Origin of the sequence: Microbulbifer weihaiensis, assembly GCF_048323715.1 — a bacterium.
In the GTDB taxonomy this organism is placed as follows: domain Bacteria; phylum Pseudomonadota; class Gammaproteobacteria; order Pseudomonadales; family Cellvibrionaceae; genus Microbulbifer.
The window spans coordinates 33372-50712 of record NZ_JBLWFL010000006.1; the positions used below are offsets into that span (position 1 = coordinate 33372).

At 44.0% G+C, this 17341-nt stretch carries 16 protein-coding genes and 2 tRNA genes; 10 read left to right on the forward strand and 8 right to left on the reverse strand.

Annotated features, from left to right (window positions below):
• Nucleotides 1-23: 23 nt before the first annotated feature.
• From ACNKU7_RS08360 to ACNKU7_RS08405, 10 genes are all read left to right on the forward strand, one after another.
• Nucleotides 24-99, forward strand: a tRNA-Val gene (locus ACNKU7_RS08360).
• Nucleotides 100-145: 46 nt separating this feature from the next.
• Nucleotides 146-222: transfer RNA gene (locus ACNKU7_RS08365), tRNA-Asp, on the forward strand.
• Between the two features lie 272 nt (nt 223-494).
• A complete protein-coding gene (locus ACNKU7_RS08370; RefSeq protein WP_418296519.1) occupies nt 495-857 on the forward strand; it encodes an antitoxin Xre/MbcA/ParS toxin-binding domain-containing protein in 363 nt (120 codons plus the stop codon).
• Nucleotides 854-1636, forward strand: coding sequence for an RES family NAD+ phosphorylase (locus ACNKU7_RS08375; protein WP_418296520.1), 783 nt, complete (start codon nt 854-856; stop codon nt 1634-1636). The genes ACNKU7_RS08370 and ACNKU7_RS08375 overlap by 4 nt, the downstream gene beginning before the upstream one ends.
• Nucleotides 1637-1647: 11 nt before the next feature.
• Nucleotides 1648-2622 (forward strand): 1-aminocyclopropane-1-carboxylate deaminase/D-cysteine desulfhydrase, encoded by a 975-nt coding sequence (locus ACNKU7_RS08380; RefSeq protein ID WP_418296521.1) that lies wholly within the window; start codon nt 1648-1650, stop codon nt 2620-2622.
• 209 nt (nt 2623-2831) lie between these two features.
• Nucleotides 2832-3701: an NAD(+) kinase gene (locus tag ACNKU7_RS08385; RefSeq protein ID WP_418296522.1), complete on the forward strand. Its 870-nt coding sequence runs from the start codon at nt 2832-2834 to the stop codon at nt 3699-3701.
• A gap of 41 nt (nt 3702-3742) precedes the next feature.
• The gene (locus tag ACNKU7_RS08390) at nt 3743-4141 is read left to right on the forward strand and encodes an FAD synthase family protein (protein WP_418296523.1); all 399 of its coding nucleotides are present in this window, start codon (nt 3743-3745) and stop codon (nt 4139-4141) included.
• Nucleotides 4142-4171: 30 nt separating this feature from the next.
• Nucleotides 4172-6370, forward strand: coding sequence for a bifunctional glycosyltransferase/CDP-glycerol:glycerophosphate glycerophosphotransferase (locus ACNKU7_RS08395; RefSeq protein WP_418296524.1), 2199 nt, complete (start codon nt 4172-4174; stop codon nt 6368-6370).
• A 6-nt stretch (nt 6371-6376) separates the two neighbouring features.
• A complete protein-coding gene (locus tag ACNKU7_RS08400; RefSeq protein WP_418296525.1) occupies nt 6377-7687 on the forward strand; it encodes a hypothetical protein in 1311 nt (436 codons plus the stop codon).
• A 46-nt stretch (nt 7688-7733) separates the two neighbouring features.
• Nucleotides 7734-8594: a hypothetical protein gene (locus ACNKU7_RS08405; protein WP_418296526.1), complete on the forward strand. Its 861-nt coding sequence runs from the start codon at nt 7734-7736 to the stop codon at nt 8592-8594.
• Nucleotides 8595-8916: 322 nt separating this feature from the next.
• Here ACNKU7_RS08405 and ACNKU7_RS08410 read toward each other — a convergent pair whose 3' ends face one another.
• The 8 genes from ACNKU7_RS08410 to ACNKU7_RS08445 form a co-directional block, all read right to left on the reverse strand.
• Nucleotides 8917-9600: a hypothetical protein gene (locus tag ACNKU7_RS08410; protein WP_418296527.1), complete on the reverse strand. Its 684-nt coding sequence runs from the start codon at nt 9598-9600 to the stop codon at nt 8917-8919.
• A 20-nt stretch (nt 9601-9620) separates the two neighbouring features.
• Nucleotides 9621-11111: a capsular polysaccharide export protein, LipB/KpsS family gene (locus ACNKU7_RS08415; RefSeq protein WP_418296528.1), complete on the reverse strand. Its 1491-nt coding sequence runs from the start codon at nt 11109-11111 to the stop codon at nt 9621-9623.
• Nucleotides 11108-12118, reverse strand: coding sequence for a glycosyltransferase (locus ACNKU7_RS08420; protein WP_418296529.1), 1011 nt, complete (start codon nt 12116-12118; stop codon nt 11108-11110). The genes ACNKU7_RS08415 and ACNKU7_RS08420 overlap by 4 nt, the downstream gene beginning before the upstream one ends.
• A gap of 150 nt (nt 12119-12268) precedes the next feature.
• Nucleotides 12269-13468 (reverse strand): capsular polysaccharide export protein, LipB/KpsS family, encoded by a 1200-nt coding sequence (locus ACNKU7_RS08425; RefSeq protein WP_418296530.1) that lies wholly within the window; start codon nt 13466-13468, stop codon nt 12269-12271.
• A gap of 23 nt (nt 13469-13491) precedes the next feature.
• Nucleotides 13492-14766: a glycosyltransferase gene (locus ACNKU7_RS08430; protein ID WP_418296531.1), complete on the reverse strand. Its 1275-nt coding sequence runs from the start codon at nt 14764-14766 to the stop codon at nt 13492-13494.
• 50 nt (nt 14767-14816) lie between these two features.
• Nucleotides 14817-15791, reverse strand: coding sequence for a hypothetical protein (locus tag ACNKU7_RS08435; protein ID WP_418296532.1), 975 nt, complete (start codon nt 15789-15791; stop codon nt 14817-14819).
• Entirely contained in the window at nt 15788-16486 is a 699-nt protein-coding gene (locus ACNKU7_RS08440; protein WP_418296533.1) for an ABC transporter ATP-binding protein, read from the reverse strand. The genes ACNKU7_RS08435 and ACNKU7_RS08440 overlap by 4 nt, the downstream gene beginning before the upstream one ends.
• Nucleotides 16483-17250: an ABC transporter permease gene (locus ACNKU7_RS08445; RefSeq protein ID WP_418296534.1), complete on the reverse strand. Its 768-nt coding sequence runs from the start codon at nt 17248-17250 to the stop codon at nt 16483-16485. The genes ACNKU7_RS08440 and ACNKU7_RS08445 overlap by 4 nt, the downstream gene beginning before the upstream one ends.
• Nucleotides 17251-17341 lie beyond the last annotated feature (91 nt).

The window sequence follows — 17341 nt, forward strand, 5'->3', positions numbered from 1 at the left end:
GGGGTACAGCCCCACAGCGAATTGGGTGGTTAGCTCAGTTGGTAGAGCGGCGCCCTTACAAGGCGTAGGTCACAGGTTCGACCCCTGTACCACCCACCATCTCTCACTCTTAGGTTAAGAGTCCTGAAGAGAGATGCGCTACCGCGGACCGGTAGTTCAGTTGGTTAGAATGCCGGCCTGTCACGCCGGAGGTCGCGGGTTCGAGTCCCGTCCGGTCCGCCAGATACAAAAAAGCCCCGCTCGCGAGAGTGGGGCTTTTTTGTATCTGATGAAATCAGAACCCTTCGCACACGCTGCGCCCAGCTTCCTTCCCGGTTTGCCCCCGCCCTGTCACCGTCAGTCTTCCTGCGAAGCCACCGCCTTATGCTCAGAGTTTTATGCTCAGAGTTTTATGCTCAGAGTTCTCCGGTGCTGCTGTGTTACCGCCTTTATTGCCACATGTCCTTTTTGAGCATATATTTGGACATGTGTCCTTTTTTGTCTGCGGAGACATTATGGCAAACCCTGCCAGTAACCCAACCCCATCAGAAAGTCAGGTCTTACTAGAGGCAGCGCTTAGCACTGCCAACCATTTGGGGCTGAAAAAGAAAGAGCTCGGAGAGATTATCCATCTGGATGACCGCACTCTGCGCCGCAGAGACGGCCTGTCCCCTCAAAGTGCGGAAGGGCAGCTGGCGCTTTTGTTGGTGCGAGCATACCGGTCTGCTTTTGTATTGATGGGTGGAGAAGAGGGGGCCAAAACCTGGTTTGCTACTGCAAATCGTGCGCTGAATGGGGTACCCAAAGACCTGGCATGTCGCATTGATGGGTTGGTAAGAATAGTCACCTATCTGGATGCTATGCGAGGTAAGGTTTGATCGACCTGAGGGATAAGATACGCCAGTCGGCTACCCGGCTTGTCGGGCGTCTGTATCGTATTATCGAGTCTCAGGAAGAAGTTGCCACCAGGAGTTTGGTCGACAGCCTGCAGAAGCAGGAAATACTGGAGAACCTTCTCGAGCAGAGTAAGCCGGCACGGCTTCCCGGCAGTGAACTTCTCCACTATCTTCTCGCGACACCATTTCGTTACCCACCTTTACCTTGGGGATCCCGCTTTGGGGGTACTGCAGAAACCGGGATTTTCTATGGCAGCAAAACAGTCGACACGGTTCTCGCGGAAGCTGCTTACTACCGCTTATTGTTCCTGAATGACATGGAGCAGGCGCCTGAAAGGCCTGTAACCAGCTACCACCAGGTGTTTTCGGCCAAGTATTGCGCTGATCCCGGTGTCAGGTTACAGGCAGACGGTTGGCGGGAATGCTGGCCTCAATTGACCCATACCACGGAGTACCGCTTTTGCCAGCAGCTTGGCTCTCAGATGCGGCAGTGCGGTATTCACGGCCTCGAGGCGCCATCTGCGCGCGCACTTTGTGCCGGTATTGGACAGTTGCCCTTGATGGGGGGGGAGGCCGTTAACGTCGCGCTGTTCGATCCGTGCGCATTGCTCCGCCGTCCTCCAACAATTGAAGCCGAAGTCACAGCCGAATCCTCACAGGAAGGTGTCTCTTTTTTGCTCAAGTCGGGTGGCGGCGTTCAATCCAGAACATTTGAGCGGTCCCTATTTCTTGAGTCCGGCGAGCTGCCCCTGCCTGCATAAGCGTCAAAAAAATGATCCGTTATCTCACTGAACTCAGTCTTGATGCTTTTTTAAGCGCGGCAACGAATGTCCCATACCAGCAAATCCAGTCTGAACTATTTCCGGGTATCGATCTTTGGGTTCGCCGCGATGACCTAATTGATCCACTCATCTCCGGAAATAAAGCCTACAAGCTGATCTACAACCTCTTGGAAGCGAGGAGGCTGGGCAAAGATACTATCGTGACCTGTGGTGGGGCCTGGTCGAACCATATTCACGCGACTGCGGCTGCAGGTCAGCGATTTGGCTTCAGAACCATTGGTATTATCCGGGGGGAGCGCCCGCCAGCCTTAAGTGCCATGCTTCAGGATGCGGAACGCTTTGGTATGGAGTTGAAGTTTGTGTCTCGATCCATATACCGGGAGCGAGGCACTCCTGACTTCCTGGTGTACCTTGATCGTCTGGGAGCTGGCAATTGGTATGTGCCAGAGGGCGGAGCGAATTCTTACGGTGCCCTGGGTGTGCAATTGCTGGGGTCGATTATTACAAAGACCGCTCCCGTAGATATTGATGAATGCTGGTTGGCCTGTGGAACAGGGCTTACTCTCGGGGCGCTTGCATCCGTGTTGCCCGAAAGTATGAAGTTGGTAGGTGTCCCGGTACTAAAAGCTGAAAAGTCTATCAGAGCCACGGCGGCGCAAATTACCTCCCCTGAGGGGAGGTCAGGCTCTTTCGAGCTGATTGTTGGGGCAGATCATGGTGGCTATGGGAAGTATGATCAGAACCTTACAGAGTTTCAGCGAGAGTTTGAGAGTCTTACTGCCCTTGATCTCGATCACGTTTATACAGCGAAGCTGTCATATGCACTACGTGAACGCTGCAAGCTCGATGAAACTGTGCAAAAAGGGCGCAAACTAAGGGTTCTGTTAATCCATACTGGTGGTTTACAAGGTCGGCGTGGTTTAAAAGTGAAGTGGCCATTACCGCCCGGGATGCCCACTTTTTGATCAGCATGTGCGGTGACCGCACAATCATCCTTAGCCCAGTATCGTGTTCGACTCATACTTTACGGTCAGGCATAATCGTCTGTCACATTTAATGGCATTGGTTGTTTTGTGTTCAGTTAAAAGTAAATTGACTGAAATCTAGCCAGATGTCGATGGGAACGAATTTAATCTAACTGCAATAGCCCAAATTCGGGCACCTTGGGGGAGCGGTGTCGGAATTTCAGAATATTGGCCTGATTGGACGTACAGAAAGTGATAGCGCTGTGCTTTCCCTTAAACGCCTGATGACGTTCCTTCAGCGCGAGGGCTATTCAGTTGTGCTCGAAAAGAATACGGCGGACGACGTCTCAGACCACCGTGCCAGAGTGTCCAGCAAAGAGAAACTGGGGGAACTCTGTGACCTCGTGATCGTCGTAGGAGGTGACGGCAGTCTATTGGCTGCCGCACGGGCGCTTGCCAAATTCAGCGTTCCTTTGTTGGGAATAAATCGTGGCCGTTTGGGGTTCCTAACAGACATTACGCCTGATGAAATTGAGCAGAAGGTAGGAGAGGTTCTATCCGGCAAGTACATGGCGGAAAGCCGCTTCCTGCTAGATATGTCTGTGACTCGCGGTGGCAAGCCCATAGGCAAAGGCTCATCACTAAATGATGTGGTTATTCACCCTGGTGAATATATCCGCATGATTGAGTTCGACCTTTTTATTGATGGCCAATTTGTTTATACGCAGCGTTCTGACGGCCTAATAGTCTCTACCCCGACGGGTTCAACCGCATATGCGCTTTCCGGAGGCGGGCCAATAATGCATCCCAAATTGGATGCAATAGTAGTAGTGCCACTTAATCCACATACTTTAAGTAGCCGACCCATTGTTGTTGAAGGTAGTAGCGAATTCAAAATCATAATTAGTGAGCAAAATGTCACTCACTCATATGTGACCTGCGATGGGCATGATCAGGTAGTTACAGAACCTGGTGATGTTATTCGTATCCATAAAAAGCCTCACCGACTCACATTGATTCATCCTATAGATCACAATTTCTACGAAACATGTAGGTCTAAGCTCGGCTGGGCAGAATAAGTTTTCAGGTTTTAATTTTTTAGAGAGATCCAGGGGAAGTAATGAGAATAATCACATTCGGAACATTTGATGTATTCCATATTGGACATGTAAATATTCTTGAAAGAGCAAAAGAACTGGGTACTCACTTAATTGTTGGTGTGTCCTCTGATGCACTTAATATCAGTAAAAAAGGCCGGCCACCAATTTATAATGAATCGGATCGGATGAAAATAGTCGAGTCACTGCATTGTGTCGATGAGGTTTTTCTCGAAGAGTCCCTGGAGCTAAAAGGCGAATACATCATCGCGCATAAAGCTGATGTTTTAGTTATGGGCGATGACTGGGCCGGTAAGTTTGACCATTATTCAAATCTCTGCAAAGTTCACTATTTTCCCAGAACTGAAGGGATCTCGACGACAAAGATTATCGATGTCGTTCGATCTACTACCGTCAGCTAATTTGTGAACATAGATGCGAGATAATTCATTATGAAAGCCTGCGGTTCATTAGTAAGTATTATTGTCCCTGTCTTTAATGTCCAGGGCCAGGTCAGGAAGTGCCTGAAATCAATCGTCGCACAAAGTTATCGGGAAATTGAGATTATCATCGTAGATGATTGCTCTAGTGATAACAGTGGAACTATTTGCCAAGAAGTTATTGCCGAAAATGAAGGCGTCGCTTTTAAGTATATTAAGCACGACCAAAATAAGGGGTTGGGGGCCGCTCGCAACACCGGAATAGATTGTGCTTCTGGTGAATATATCCTCTTTGTAGATAGCGATGACTGGATCGAAGTAGACTTGCTGCAGCGCGCAATGAATAATGCTCAGCATCATGGCTCGGATGTTGTGATATTCAATCACAAACGTGCCTGGCCTTCTGGCTATACCCGAATGAATTGGAGAACCGACCTATTTGATCGTTTGGCCAATAAAAAATTGACTGATGGCGATAGGGTTGAAATATTTAAAAATCTAAATGTGGCTTGGAATAAGCTTTACAGTATGGCGTTTATCAAACGCGAGGAGATTAGGTTTGGTGAAGGTTATTATGAAGATATTCCGTGGACATACTACATACTGTCTGTCGACGCGAATATAACGCTAGAAAACTACGCAGGTTATTACTATTACCAGCGCCCGGGTTCAATTCTGAATTCCTCAACAGAAAAGCACTTTGAAATATTTGATCGGTACAGTGAATTGTTTGCCAGGCAAAAGCAGTATGCTAGCCATTTATTAAATGAAGAATGCAAGAGAGAGTGCTTTTTCCGGTTTGTTGAGCATGTCGTAAACATGTCATTCGAGCGTGCAGACAGAATCCCTGAGAAACTGAGAGATAAGTTTGCTTTGCGAGCGGGGTCTGAAATCCGCAAGCATGCACTTGCCTTAGACTATAACTTAGAGGACTTCAATTTTTCGTCTGACCCTAGGTTACGTTGGCGATATCCCGTTCTCATGATGGGTAACCGGACAGCACTCTCAATTTTTAAAAATGTTAGGCCGTTAGTCCGTAAAGCGTTTTCGGTGAAAACCCATGTAACTTCTTGGGTTAGAAAACAAGAGTCTCGACTCAAAAAAATTGTTTACCCAAAGCTTTATGAGCATGTTTTTCTAAAGCTGCCGATTAAATCAGAAATAGCGATTTTTTCAGCCTATTGGGATAGTCAAATCGCATGTAACCCTAAAGCCATCTCCGACGAGCTTGAGAATGTGCGTCCAGATATTCAAAAATACTGGATCATTAAGAATGGGATCAGGGTAAAACCCGGCTACCACATAGTTAGGCCGTATTCTCTAAAGTACTACTATTTGATGGCAGTTGGAAAGTATTTCATTAACAACGCCAATTTCCCGAACTTTGTTGTTAAAAGAGTAGGGCAGGTACATATACAGACTAAACATGGAACTCCCATGAAAAAAATGGGATACGACCTGATCAGGGAATCTAGAGCAAATGATCTATCTCCAAAGTGGTTTGCTCATAGGTGCGCCCGTTGGGACTATGTGATTTCCTCAAATGTATATTCCAGTGAGCTGTGGAGAGGAGCTTTCCCCTTTGACTATAAGCTCTTAGAAATTGGTTACCCGCGGAATGATCTTCTTTGTAAATTGGATGACAATAAAATTCTCGATATTAAAGCAAAGTTAGGGCTTCCGAAGAACAAGCTAGTGATTCTTTATTCGCCCACTTTCCGGGACTACGATAAGAGTCATGTGCCAGAGTTTGACCCATACCGTTTTATAGCGGAAATCGGTGTTGATGCAGTGATCTTGGTTCGCTCACACTACTTTAGGAAAGGGCGAGAAGGCTTAGTCTCAGACGGTGTAAGGGTGGTTGACGTAAATGAGTGGCCAAGCATAGAAGAGTTGTATGCCGTTTCGGATATTATGATTTCTGATTACTCTTCTTCAATTTTTGATTATCTAAACCTAAAGAGACCGGTATTTTTGTATGCATATGACTATGAAAAATACCAAGACTATAGAGGGATCTACATTGACTTAGAGAAGGAATTTGATGAGCTGTTTGTTCGAACAGAGTTTGAGCTTGTTGAGAAAGTTAAGTCTTGGCTAAATGGCAGTCGAGATTTTGCCGACAAAATAGAGCGGCTATCACATAAGTTCACATCCCTGGATGATGGAAAGGCATCTCAGCGTTTAATTGAATCTGTATTCGAAAGTTGATTCGCAGTGATTAAGCTTGACCTCTACTATTCCCGTTTTTGGGGGTATGCCCAAAAAATTCGGAAGTCTGTTCTGATTGGGAAATCATTTTGGGCCCCTGACACCGGGGGCTCTGATGTGGACCCCTCTAATTTAATTGAAAAAGATCGAGTGTCAGTTTTTCTCGCGAGATATCGAAAGCTGCTCTATGTCGACAATAGTGATGAGAGCTCCACGTTACAGGTGGCACGTTGGTATAACTCTAACTTCTTGGCTACGTCAGAAGTAGGCGTCGTTATTGTGAAATATGCCAAAAGCCTGCGAAAAGTAACGACTTCACTAGATAAACTGGGTATCCCCTACCTCGCGATCAATTCATTTACTGAGCTGGATTTAAAAAACGTATCGCACATATTCTATGTGTTTAATTCTGCCTCAAATAGCCTTCTAATGGTTAACCGCACTCCGCTACACGTGTTTTTAGGCCATGGACAAAGTGAGAAAGGTGCGTGTGAGCACCCTATGTTGAGGATGTATGATTACATCGGTGTGGCAGGGCCGCGTGCGAAAGAAAAACTGGTTTTAAGTTCTATACTCTCACAGTCTGACGTGGCTAGTCGATGTATTCAGATTGGGATGCCGTACATGCCCCGTAGAGAACGTGACGGTCGGCCCGGTTCTTTAATATATGCACCAACTTGGGAGGGCGGAATGCCTGAACAAGAATATTCAAGTTTACCTTTTGGTAAGACTCAGCAGTATTTTCTTGATTTGGTTGAAAAGAATGATATCCAGGTTGTGGTTATACGGCCCCACCCATCAACTGCGATAAAAAACCGAAATTACGTCGTTTATTTGAATGACCTAATAATGGCTTTATACAACCGATTTGGTGATGACGGTATTGCTATTGAAGTTGAGCTTCAAAGTGGGTCAAACATCGCGAGGCGATTTCAAAGCTCAAAACTCACGAAAAGGCTACCTGCGTCAATTATAATCAGAGAAGTAAACGTTTTAAATTTAGCCGAATATGAATTTGTGTTGGCAGATATTTCAGCGGTGGCGACGGAGGCGGCTGCGCTGGGATTGAAGTTGCATGTTCTTGTTGCACAGCTGTCAGATTTACAAGTTGCCAGGAATAGATATAAGGATGTTATTTACGTGGGCTTGGAATCAAGTGAAGATCTTTCTTGGCCATCTATGACCAAGTTTAAAATTTCGGACGTCAATACACCTGAAGTGGGTTATGAACACGAGAGCTGGGAAAAATTACAGCCTGACATCCTTTTTAGAGAAGTTGTCCTAGAAATGACCAGGCGGGAAAGTAACCTGAAATAACCGATTAACCTTTTGCTAACCCTTTTTTGCTGTTGGATAGTACAAGATGCAAGATAAGCCAGAAATTATTGTTCATTTAGGTGTGCACAAGACGGCTACCACCTACCTCCAGTCACGTCTTCTCAATAGCAAAGCGCGATTGAAAAAGGATAATATTTCATACGTAAAACTTTCATCTTTACGGGAAAATGTCACTTCAAAACTAACAGAGGAAAAGTTTTCTAAAAGCGAAGTATGGCAGTTTCTTGAGCCACATTTGGATGGCAAACTATTAATCCTCTCTGACGAAAATATTTTAGGTGACACGAGAAAGCCTGTCGGCGGGAAGTTGTATCCTAATGCTCGCGCTCGATTGGAGCTTTTGGCTTCTATTTTTGATGGCATCAATGTTTCACTATATCTCACCCTGAGAGAATACGCTACATACCTCATTTCTAGGTACTCAGAGAGTTTGCGTCATTTCCATTTCCAAACATTTGATAATTATATAAATGGAATTGATCTGGATAATCACGGTTGGCTACAGCTTGTTGCAGATGTGAAAGCGGCCTTTCCTCAATCAAATATCTACTGTAATGATTTCTCGTATTTTATAAATAATGAGGAAGAATATTTTAAACGATGGTTTGGGGTATCAATTCCTCTGGAGCCTGCGAAACTTTCGCCCGCTGTGAGGCGCGCTAAGCTTAGCTTGGAAGCCTATGAATTAATAAATGAGTTTTCGAACAATTACTCTAAGAGTCAAACGAAAGCTCTGGTTCGTTTTTTGGATGCCCATGAGCAGGAAACGGAAAAAACGGAATTTAATCCATTTACTGATTCGCAAAGGCGGAGGCTGGTAGAAAAATACAGATCCGATATTGAAGAAATCCAGAAAGACCCTGCGTGCTACTGGATTAAAATGTAAACGTTAGAGCAACTTGGGGAAGTGCGTCAGCTTTTAAATTGCTCTGATATATAGTGTTTTTCTAAAGATCGCGCATTGGGGGGAGCAGGCAACGTTTGAAATAGTTTGAATTGAGTGTTTAACGCCGGTTCCGATTGCCTCCCCCAGATACGTTTTTAAAGTATTTTCTATGAGGATTAATAACAATTAGTTTTTTTGGTGGCAAAGCTTTTGGTGTTTGCTTTACTCCTCGAATTTCGATAGTGCTAAGAGACCGCGAGGATAAGCATTAACACAGAAATTAATGGTAATGCTAGATTAACGTAAGACGGGAGGTTCTTTGCTAAACTGCTTCAGTCTGTATCTCGTAGCCATATTGTATCCCCATGCTTAATATTTTTTCCGCTTGTTGTGGGAAAGTTTCATGCAGTTTTCTCCAATTCAAACCCACCCTTCTATTTGCCATTTTTCTTGTGTTGAGATCTTTAGGTAAATGCTCTAAGAGTAAACCAATACTGGTCGGTAGATTTAGGATCTCGCAAAATTTTTCTAAGCTTCTTCCCTCCTTGGAAAAGTCTTCGATGCGCAAAATTGGCTTTCCAGCAGAAAACCTCTGATTATAGCTGATCCAATAGTTTACCGCGCGACCCAACCGGATGTTCTCCTCGTCATCGAAAGAGGACAGAAAGTTTGGTTTTCCCAAGTGTCTCTCAACCTGATTAAACAAAGCATCTGAATGAGTCGTTGCAGATTCAATGGCAGAAATTGGGTTTCGAACCATGTGAAATTGGATTGGGAATGATTCTGAATATCTCGGAGTTAAAATTGACCACTTCCATCCGACAATTGTGTCAAAGTTCCGGAACATTCTAGGGTTCTGCGCTATATATTTTATTCCATATTCCTTTGGGTAAGGCCAATCGTCACCCATTTCATGAAGTACCGAGAAGCCCATACTGCGTAATGCTTGTGCTATGTATTTGCTGCCACTACGGCCGCAGCATGATATGTGGAATCTTTTCTTCATTTTTTCTTCCAATCTCGGTTTTAGTTTCTAAACCCGGGTATCAAAGATCTGGATATGTTCTTTACGTCAGCAAACACCTGCTTTGGGTTTTCTATTAGCTTCAAGACATTTCTTTTCCAAAAGCTGGATTGACTTAAATAACTAAACTTCTCCTCCTTGTTGATAGGGTAATGAGATCTTGCGCTGCTTCTACACCCCATGAAGATTCTAGATAGCTTGGCCTCGGAATAATGATCCGATTCAACTAGGTGTTCATGTAATGTCTGGTTAATAAAATTCATGAAACTCTTATATTCATCTAATGAGATTAAGCCAGTAAACTTTTCATCGTTTACCAATTCTGGTATGTGATTTATTTCAGGCATGTCATATGTGAATCCCTTGCCGGAGAAAAAAGCGTTATTTACAACAATTGGCTTCTTTCCATAGAAGCATGCTTCCAGTAGTGACTGTGAGCAGATGCCTAGCGCTGTCTCTGACTTTTCTATGAGCTGTACAATATTACAATCCTCGACAATGTGAATTCTCATTTGCGCGGATTTCGGAAGTTCTAATTTGTAAATAGAGAGAATACTGTAAGTGTTGTATTCAGTATATTTTAAGTTGTTGCGCTCCCAGGGGTGAGTTTTAATCACTAAATTATAGGATGTCTCATTTATAATTTTATCGATTAACTTTTTGTATACATCAACTGTAGATCTTTTGGGGTATCTCTGGTTGATAATTGAGTAGTCGTTGGATACTTGGCAAAGCAAGAGAAGAAATCCTGGTTCGAACTGGAATTTATCTCCTTGTTTACTTTGCTTCACATTTTTGTTGTTGACGCCAGTTTTCCTTATCGCTTCATTCGTCCTTCTCCAGCGAATAGTGTCATACTCAATGGTATACTCAGGGCAAATGTATTTTATTTCGGAATTGTTAGGTATAGGTGTATATCTGTTTTCTATGTAAAAATGCCGCCCGGTGAAAAATGTTTCCAAAATCAGCGGTTCTGTGGCAAAAAACTGACACGTCTTTAATAGCGAGAATGCGGATATCGTTGAACCCGAGAATACCAGTGCGTAGCGATAATTTTTTGTATTTAGCTCTTCGAACCACCTGTCAACCCAGAATACCGCCAGAGCATATGCGCTTTTGAGTTTTTTTCTATGGTGCGATAAGCAGTAATCGAAAAATTCGCGTTGTGAATAGAATTGATAATGAAAATTCCCTTCGGAGATTAGGTTGTTTAAGATCTCAAGCTCAACAACCGTTAATATCCTTAACCCTCTATGAGTATAGTTAAAGAACGCATCATCATCCATTCTGTTGAAACGCTTTGAATGTGTCCGAATAGTTAGACTGGTTTCCGAATCGCCACTGATGCATTTGTCTATCGATTCATTTCGGTGATTGTTGTTTTTTGAGTAAGTGTTGAATGAAATGTTTGATCTCTTGAAGTGCTCAAATACAGGTTTAAAATTTTTTTCGTGAATATGAAGAGAGTCTGAAATTAGGATTTCATAGTTCATATTTCTAATATCCGTTCATATTCAAGTTGATACATTTTTATAATTTGTGCCCAGTCCGGGACATTGGTAAAAGAGAAACTTTTGGTTTTTTTTCTGAATGCCGAAATTTGGTCGGCGGCGGAATCGAAGTCGTCATCCAGAAAAAAACCATTCTCCAATTTTTCTGGATTTAGAACGTCAATCGACATGCCGACAGGTGTCGAAATGATAGGTGTCTTTGAGTAAATTGCCTCCGGTATGTTTGCGGGCCCACCCTCAAAATTCGATAATATCAATAGCGCATCTATCCGATTGTATACTTGAGGGATCAAGCTGTAGGGCATGTCCTCGAAACATTGAACATCAAAGCCAAGATTCGCCAATTTCTTTGCGTCTAGATAGCGTTGTTCTCCAACAAGAAAAAAACTAAATTCGCTCGGGTTTAACCGTTTGGCGATTTCATACAGTCTAAATTCGCCTTTCACGCCTCTGGCATATCTTTTAGATATTAGTCCTAAACATGTTTTTATGTTGGAGTTTGGTTTGTGGATAGGCTTGGAAAATATTCCCTTGTTTACTCCGTGAGGGATTACGGTTGTGTTACGTATTTCAAATTGATCATTTAAAGTTCTTTGCTGTGTTTTGTTTATGCATACAACGCGTGAGCACAATTGGTAAGCTTGGATGAATTTATCAATTGATAGCCACTTGTCCTGATCCTTCAGGTCATGATGGACGGTACAAAGAGAGTTCTTGGGGATATGTTGTGCCAACTGTGGTCGGTGGAAATGGTACACATCGCAGTTTGGCAGCGGTTCTTTAGAGACCACTTGGGTATAGTTTTCTGGTAGGTATTCTTCAAAGTAACCTAGGATTGCGGAAAATATTCCGCTATGAATGTCGCTAGACATTACATGGTTAATTTTAAAGGTCTTATTGTTTAGGTCGGGGGCGGGTGAGGCTGAGGCTGAGGCTGGTCCCTTTGCCTTTTCTGCTCTGCTATCAGGAAATACTTGAGTCAGTTCCATGTGTCGCGTCACGCCCTCTACCATTCAGGCTTTGGATTAAAAGCCTTGATTGCATTTTTGATCAAAGAAATTTTGCCAATTAACTCAGAGGTTAAGGCTTCTTTTTGATCTCAGTAGAAACATTTTCGCGATTTAAGATTACAATTTTGTTTATTTGGTGAGAATAAATTGTTTCAGTTTGATTAAGGTCTGGGCAATTTTTTGATCCACTTTCCCGTATTGGGTCGTAAGCTCGCGGCTCAAAGAAGACCTTATTGTCCGAGGGGCGATGGTTGAGAGCTGCATACTTGGGAGAGGGGCTTGGCGGGCTAATAGAAGGCTGATTAGTTCATCTGCCCGTTCCTCATTGAAATGTAATTTTTCTATATCTAACCTATAGTTTATATCGTGCTTATAAATAGCCGGTGATGAACTGAATACACCGCGGCCCAGAGCTACTACCGGTTTATGGTATATCAATGCTTCTAGAAGTACGGTGCTATTTACTCCAATTACCAGTTTGCACTCTGCAAGAAGTTTGTGCAGATCGCTTGTCGTATCTATGCTTATCCGGTCGCTCAAGTTAGCGATTTGATGGTAATCAATCTGATCGTCAAGTGGGTGTGGTCGAACTACTATTTGCGTTGCTTTCGTTGTGTTACTTATCACCCAGACAAGCAATTCACGCATGGTTTTAAATGGCGAAAACAGTGCTATGTTGGTGTCGGTTTCTAATTGAAGAGGAATAAAGATATATTCTTTATTCTTTATTTTGTGATCGCCATTTTTCTTCCTGAATTCGGCTTTCCATTTTTTTACCTCCTGGCTTTCATCGGAGCTTAGTGGGGGAGGGCTGGTCTCTGATATGGAGCTGGCGCCGTTAACGCCGTTAGGATCCTGGTAATAATGGGCTTTTTGTGGGTACCATCCTGCTTCCATGAATACGAAAGACTGATTTGGGTTTGCCGACCTAACTGTTTGAATGAAATCTTGTTGAAAGTGAGCCAGTCCATTCCAAACATGGACTTCATCCGGATTGTAGGCCTTGAGTAGTGGTATCGTTGCTCGATTTCGGTGTTCACGGATCGACTTCATGATTGATTCAGGGTCTTTCGGAAAAACAACCCTGGCTTTTTTCAGTTTTGGCAACACATAGAACGGTATTCCCGTTGGGGCAATAATCGACTTTATTATATTTTTGCAAGATATTGTGTGTGGCGTGTTCAACCCATTGCGGCTTAATAGTTGAACTTCCTCCTCAACAAATATGAGGACTTCATTTCCATCACCTATCTCTTTTAGCGCCAGGTTAACTATTACTTTGGCGCGCTCAATGTCCGGCATCGCCTCATAAATTAGTATTTTTTTCATGACTTTGAACTTGCCGCTGATTTTTAGGTGGCGGTATGCCGAGCTAAGTAAAGCTCTGTTGTCTCGCGGGCCATTTCTTCAACAGATAAAACTTTAGAAGTGTGGAAAAAGTATTCTGGGTGATCCAGGAATTTCAATATTCGCTCGGCCAGGCGTGAGCTGTCATTCGTCGTAAACAGTGAGCTTTCGTTTAATATTTCCGCGCATCCCGGTGTGGAACTCGATACCACCGGTATTTTACGTGCGATTGCTTCCAGCAATACCTGGGGCTGGTTTTCCGGGCTGTTACTGGGTAACACCAGTAGATCCAGGGAGTCCATGAATTTGACTGCACTTTTCTCGTTTATTGCGCCTACATATCTTAAGTTGTCGATGCCGCGTATTGAGTCCCTGAAGTACTCTTTATCTGCGATCGGCCCGGCCACGACAAGTTCAACTTCTTTCGGGAGTGATCGGATCGCGGCAGTCAACGTGTGCAGCCCCTTGTGTGGTGCGATTGCTCCTAGATAGCCTAAGACATGTTTACTTCTGCGCTCTTTTGTATCTTTCTCCTGGAACCAGTCGCTTGATAGACCCGCTGGTAGATATATAGTGTTCTTCAGATTGAAGAAATCAGTGAGCTTTTTCTGTCCAGTTCGGGATAGGCAGATCACACATTTTGCACTTGAGAGAACCGAATAGAGAATTCGATTTCTATTTTCCCAATGGCTAGGTGCATAACCTCGAAGATGATTTACCAATCGCAACCCTATAGTACTTATTGCTCTTGTTGGGCGAGCCGAAAACATTTTCTTCACTGCCTTGTTTGGGTGAGTTTGGACTATACAGTTGCGGCAGCTTTCAGAGTCCCGAAAGCCATTACAAAAAGAAAGGGTGGGTAAGGTTAGGGTGTGCTTAGGGCACATCCACCAGAAATCGGTGGCTGTTATAAAGTATGGGATTTTAAGTTTTCTTGCGGCCTCCAGAACATTTATACCAATATGAGCTGGATTGGCCATATGAACAAAATCAGGTGCGACTTCCTTTAGTAACTGCTCGTAACTACTGATATTGCCCCCTAGCAGGGTTGTCCATCCGTATGTAGGGAGCTCTATGTGTGGAATTTCGCTATCTTTATTGTGTTTGATTGACGTTGATCTATTTTTTGGATTCCCTGCCGCAATTATGCACTCGTATCCCATTTTTGTTAGCTCGGAAGTGAGATTCTTCAGGTACTTCTCAGTTCCTTGAGCATAGCCGGCTCCGTACTGCATTGTGCAGAACAGTATTTTTCCTCGGTTACTCTTGGCTATTTTCATATCGGTTTGAGGCATGACTTGTGTTTAATGGGTGGGTGTTGTAGCCAGAGCTATGTTTTCCTTTTCTTCAGCTGATTAATCTGTTTTTGCTGCGTTATTGCGAACTCAATGAGTCGGGATTGCCCAATATTGATTATTGAGCTCATGCTTGGCCTGTGGCTTTCCTTGGCTATCTCGTTCACTGGCAGTTTTACATTGAAATCCTTAAAGAGCCTTTTAGCGTACAACTGGGATATTTTTAATGCGAGATACCTTTTGGCATAGCTGCTTATTAAGTGATTTTCACTCGGGTACTTGTTGATGATGGTTTCAGAAAATTTTGTTTTTACGGTCGGGCGGGATGAATTGTTGAACAAGGCTACTCCGTATATAGTATATATGTCGGGGGTGACATTCTTCTTCTGGGAAATACCTTTTAAGTGTTCAGAGTAATTTTCCAGACCCGCAGTATGTAGGAAATCCTGGAATATGTTGTTTTCCTTCCACTGCGTATTGTTATACGGGCGAACCCGAATCTGATCTTTCCTGAATACCTTGAGCCAATTAAATATAAAACGTGATTTAAATGCGGATGCGTAGACTTGAGGGCAAAAAATTGCCGGGATCCACTTATACTTGAGGTAGAATCGGGAAAAATCTTCTTTGGATTGGAGGCCTTTTAAGCGTTGCTTAATCCCTGATTCCAGATATTCATCGGATCTGCGAATATAGGCAATAATAGTAGTGTCGATATTGCCCAGCCACTCTTTCAACACTCTGATGTGCTTGTTGTTAAGCGTACAGAGCATTTCCGAGCTTAGGATTACGTACTTGTGATCTTGCTTTAGAATTTCTCTTAACGCTTTCCAGGCCAATCCTTGTTGGCCGCGGATAATCTCATGAGCAAGCTCTTCGTGATGGGTTGCTTTAGTCAGGTTGGGATAGCACACACCCAAATCGGATAATATCTGTCTGTTGTTGCTCAAGATTGATTGGATCGCAGTCGTTCCAGTTTTGTCTGAGCCAATGTGTAGAATTAATTTCATGTGGTTTCACTTTCAGAGGTGTACTTTTCTATTACCTCTGCAGTTGGTGCGAGCATTTTTACGTGCCCTTTCTCAATCCATAATACTCGGTCACATAGGTTCTTAAGCGTGTTGATTGAGTGCGATACCAACACTACCGTTTGATCGGAAGTGACACGTTTTTTCAGTTCGTCGGCTGAACGTTTTTTAAATTGCTTGTCTCCGACACCAAGTACCTCATCAAGTAATAGAATATCTGGTGAAGTATTGATTGCGATAGAAAAACCCAGCCTCGTGCGCTCTCCAGACGAATATGTGCCTACTGGCTGGTGCAGCAGGTGCTCAACACCGCCGAATTTGGCCACGTCAGCAGCCATGCTTTTTGCTTGGGTGATCGATTTTCCTTGCGTGACAAGGGCCATAATGGTGTTGTCATAACCGCTGAGATTCTTGTTGAATCCGAGATTGAGTGACAGTAATTGTGACTTTACTTTCGGACTTCGGGTGATTGTCCCTGTGTCGGGTTTGATTATATCGCCCAGTAGCTTTAAAAGCGTTGATTTGCCAGCCCCGTTTCGCCCAATTACACCAAGTGATTCTCCACGGAAAAGTTCGAATGAGATGCCTTTCAACACCGGTTCTTTTTTGGAAAGTGGGTTTAGTCGTCGACGAAATGCCACACCAACGTCGCTAAAAGACAGCATAACCTCATTCATACCATGACCCTCGGGTAATACTTGTCAAATACGCGGAGGATGGAAAAGCCGATCGTAAAACAGATTAGGCCGAAAAAGAGGGGGTAGGCGAGCCCTCCAAAGGTAACTGGGATGTCATGAAGCAGCACTGAGCGATATGCGTCGAAAATATCTACGTATGGGTTCAGCCGTAAAAGATTTTGTGTCGTTTCTTCGCGGCTGTTTATGTCAAAGAAAATACCGGATGTAAACAGTATTACGGTGACCCCCAGGCTTACGAGATACTTCAGATCTGGAACAAGGGGCACCAGGGCTGCGGTCAGGTAACTAATGCCAAGGTTTACTATGAGTTGGCATGTCATCACGACTAAGACACAGGCCCATGTAATACTCGGGGAGTAGCCGCCGAACAGCAGTATTCCGGTAATTAGTGGCAACACAAGCAGGAATCTTAGCAGCATTGACAAGTTGACTGCTGTTGGAAAAATCCATTTGGGCAAATAAAACTGCTCGAGAATACCTTTATTCGAGGTGATTGACGTGCTGGCGCCAGTGATCGAGGAAGCCGCCCACTTGAATGGGAGTAGTGCGCAAATCAAAAAATAGAAGAACTCAACTCCATGGCCTCCACCCCTCAATCCTGTGGCGAAGGTAATGTAAAATAATCCAGTTAGGAGTAATGGTTCGAGGATCCACCAGAGGGTTCCCAAATAGGAGTTTTCGGCGTCGGCCTTGAGTGCACCTATTCCACGTACCCATATGATGCTCAGGTAGTTGCGTAACATCGTCAGTTGGGAGCCTTCTTTGCTTTTGGGGTTATTTCACGTAAGTTGTGACGCGATGATTAAATAGAGGGTGATGTGGCGCAGGGACAAT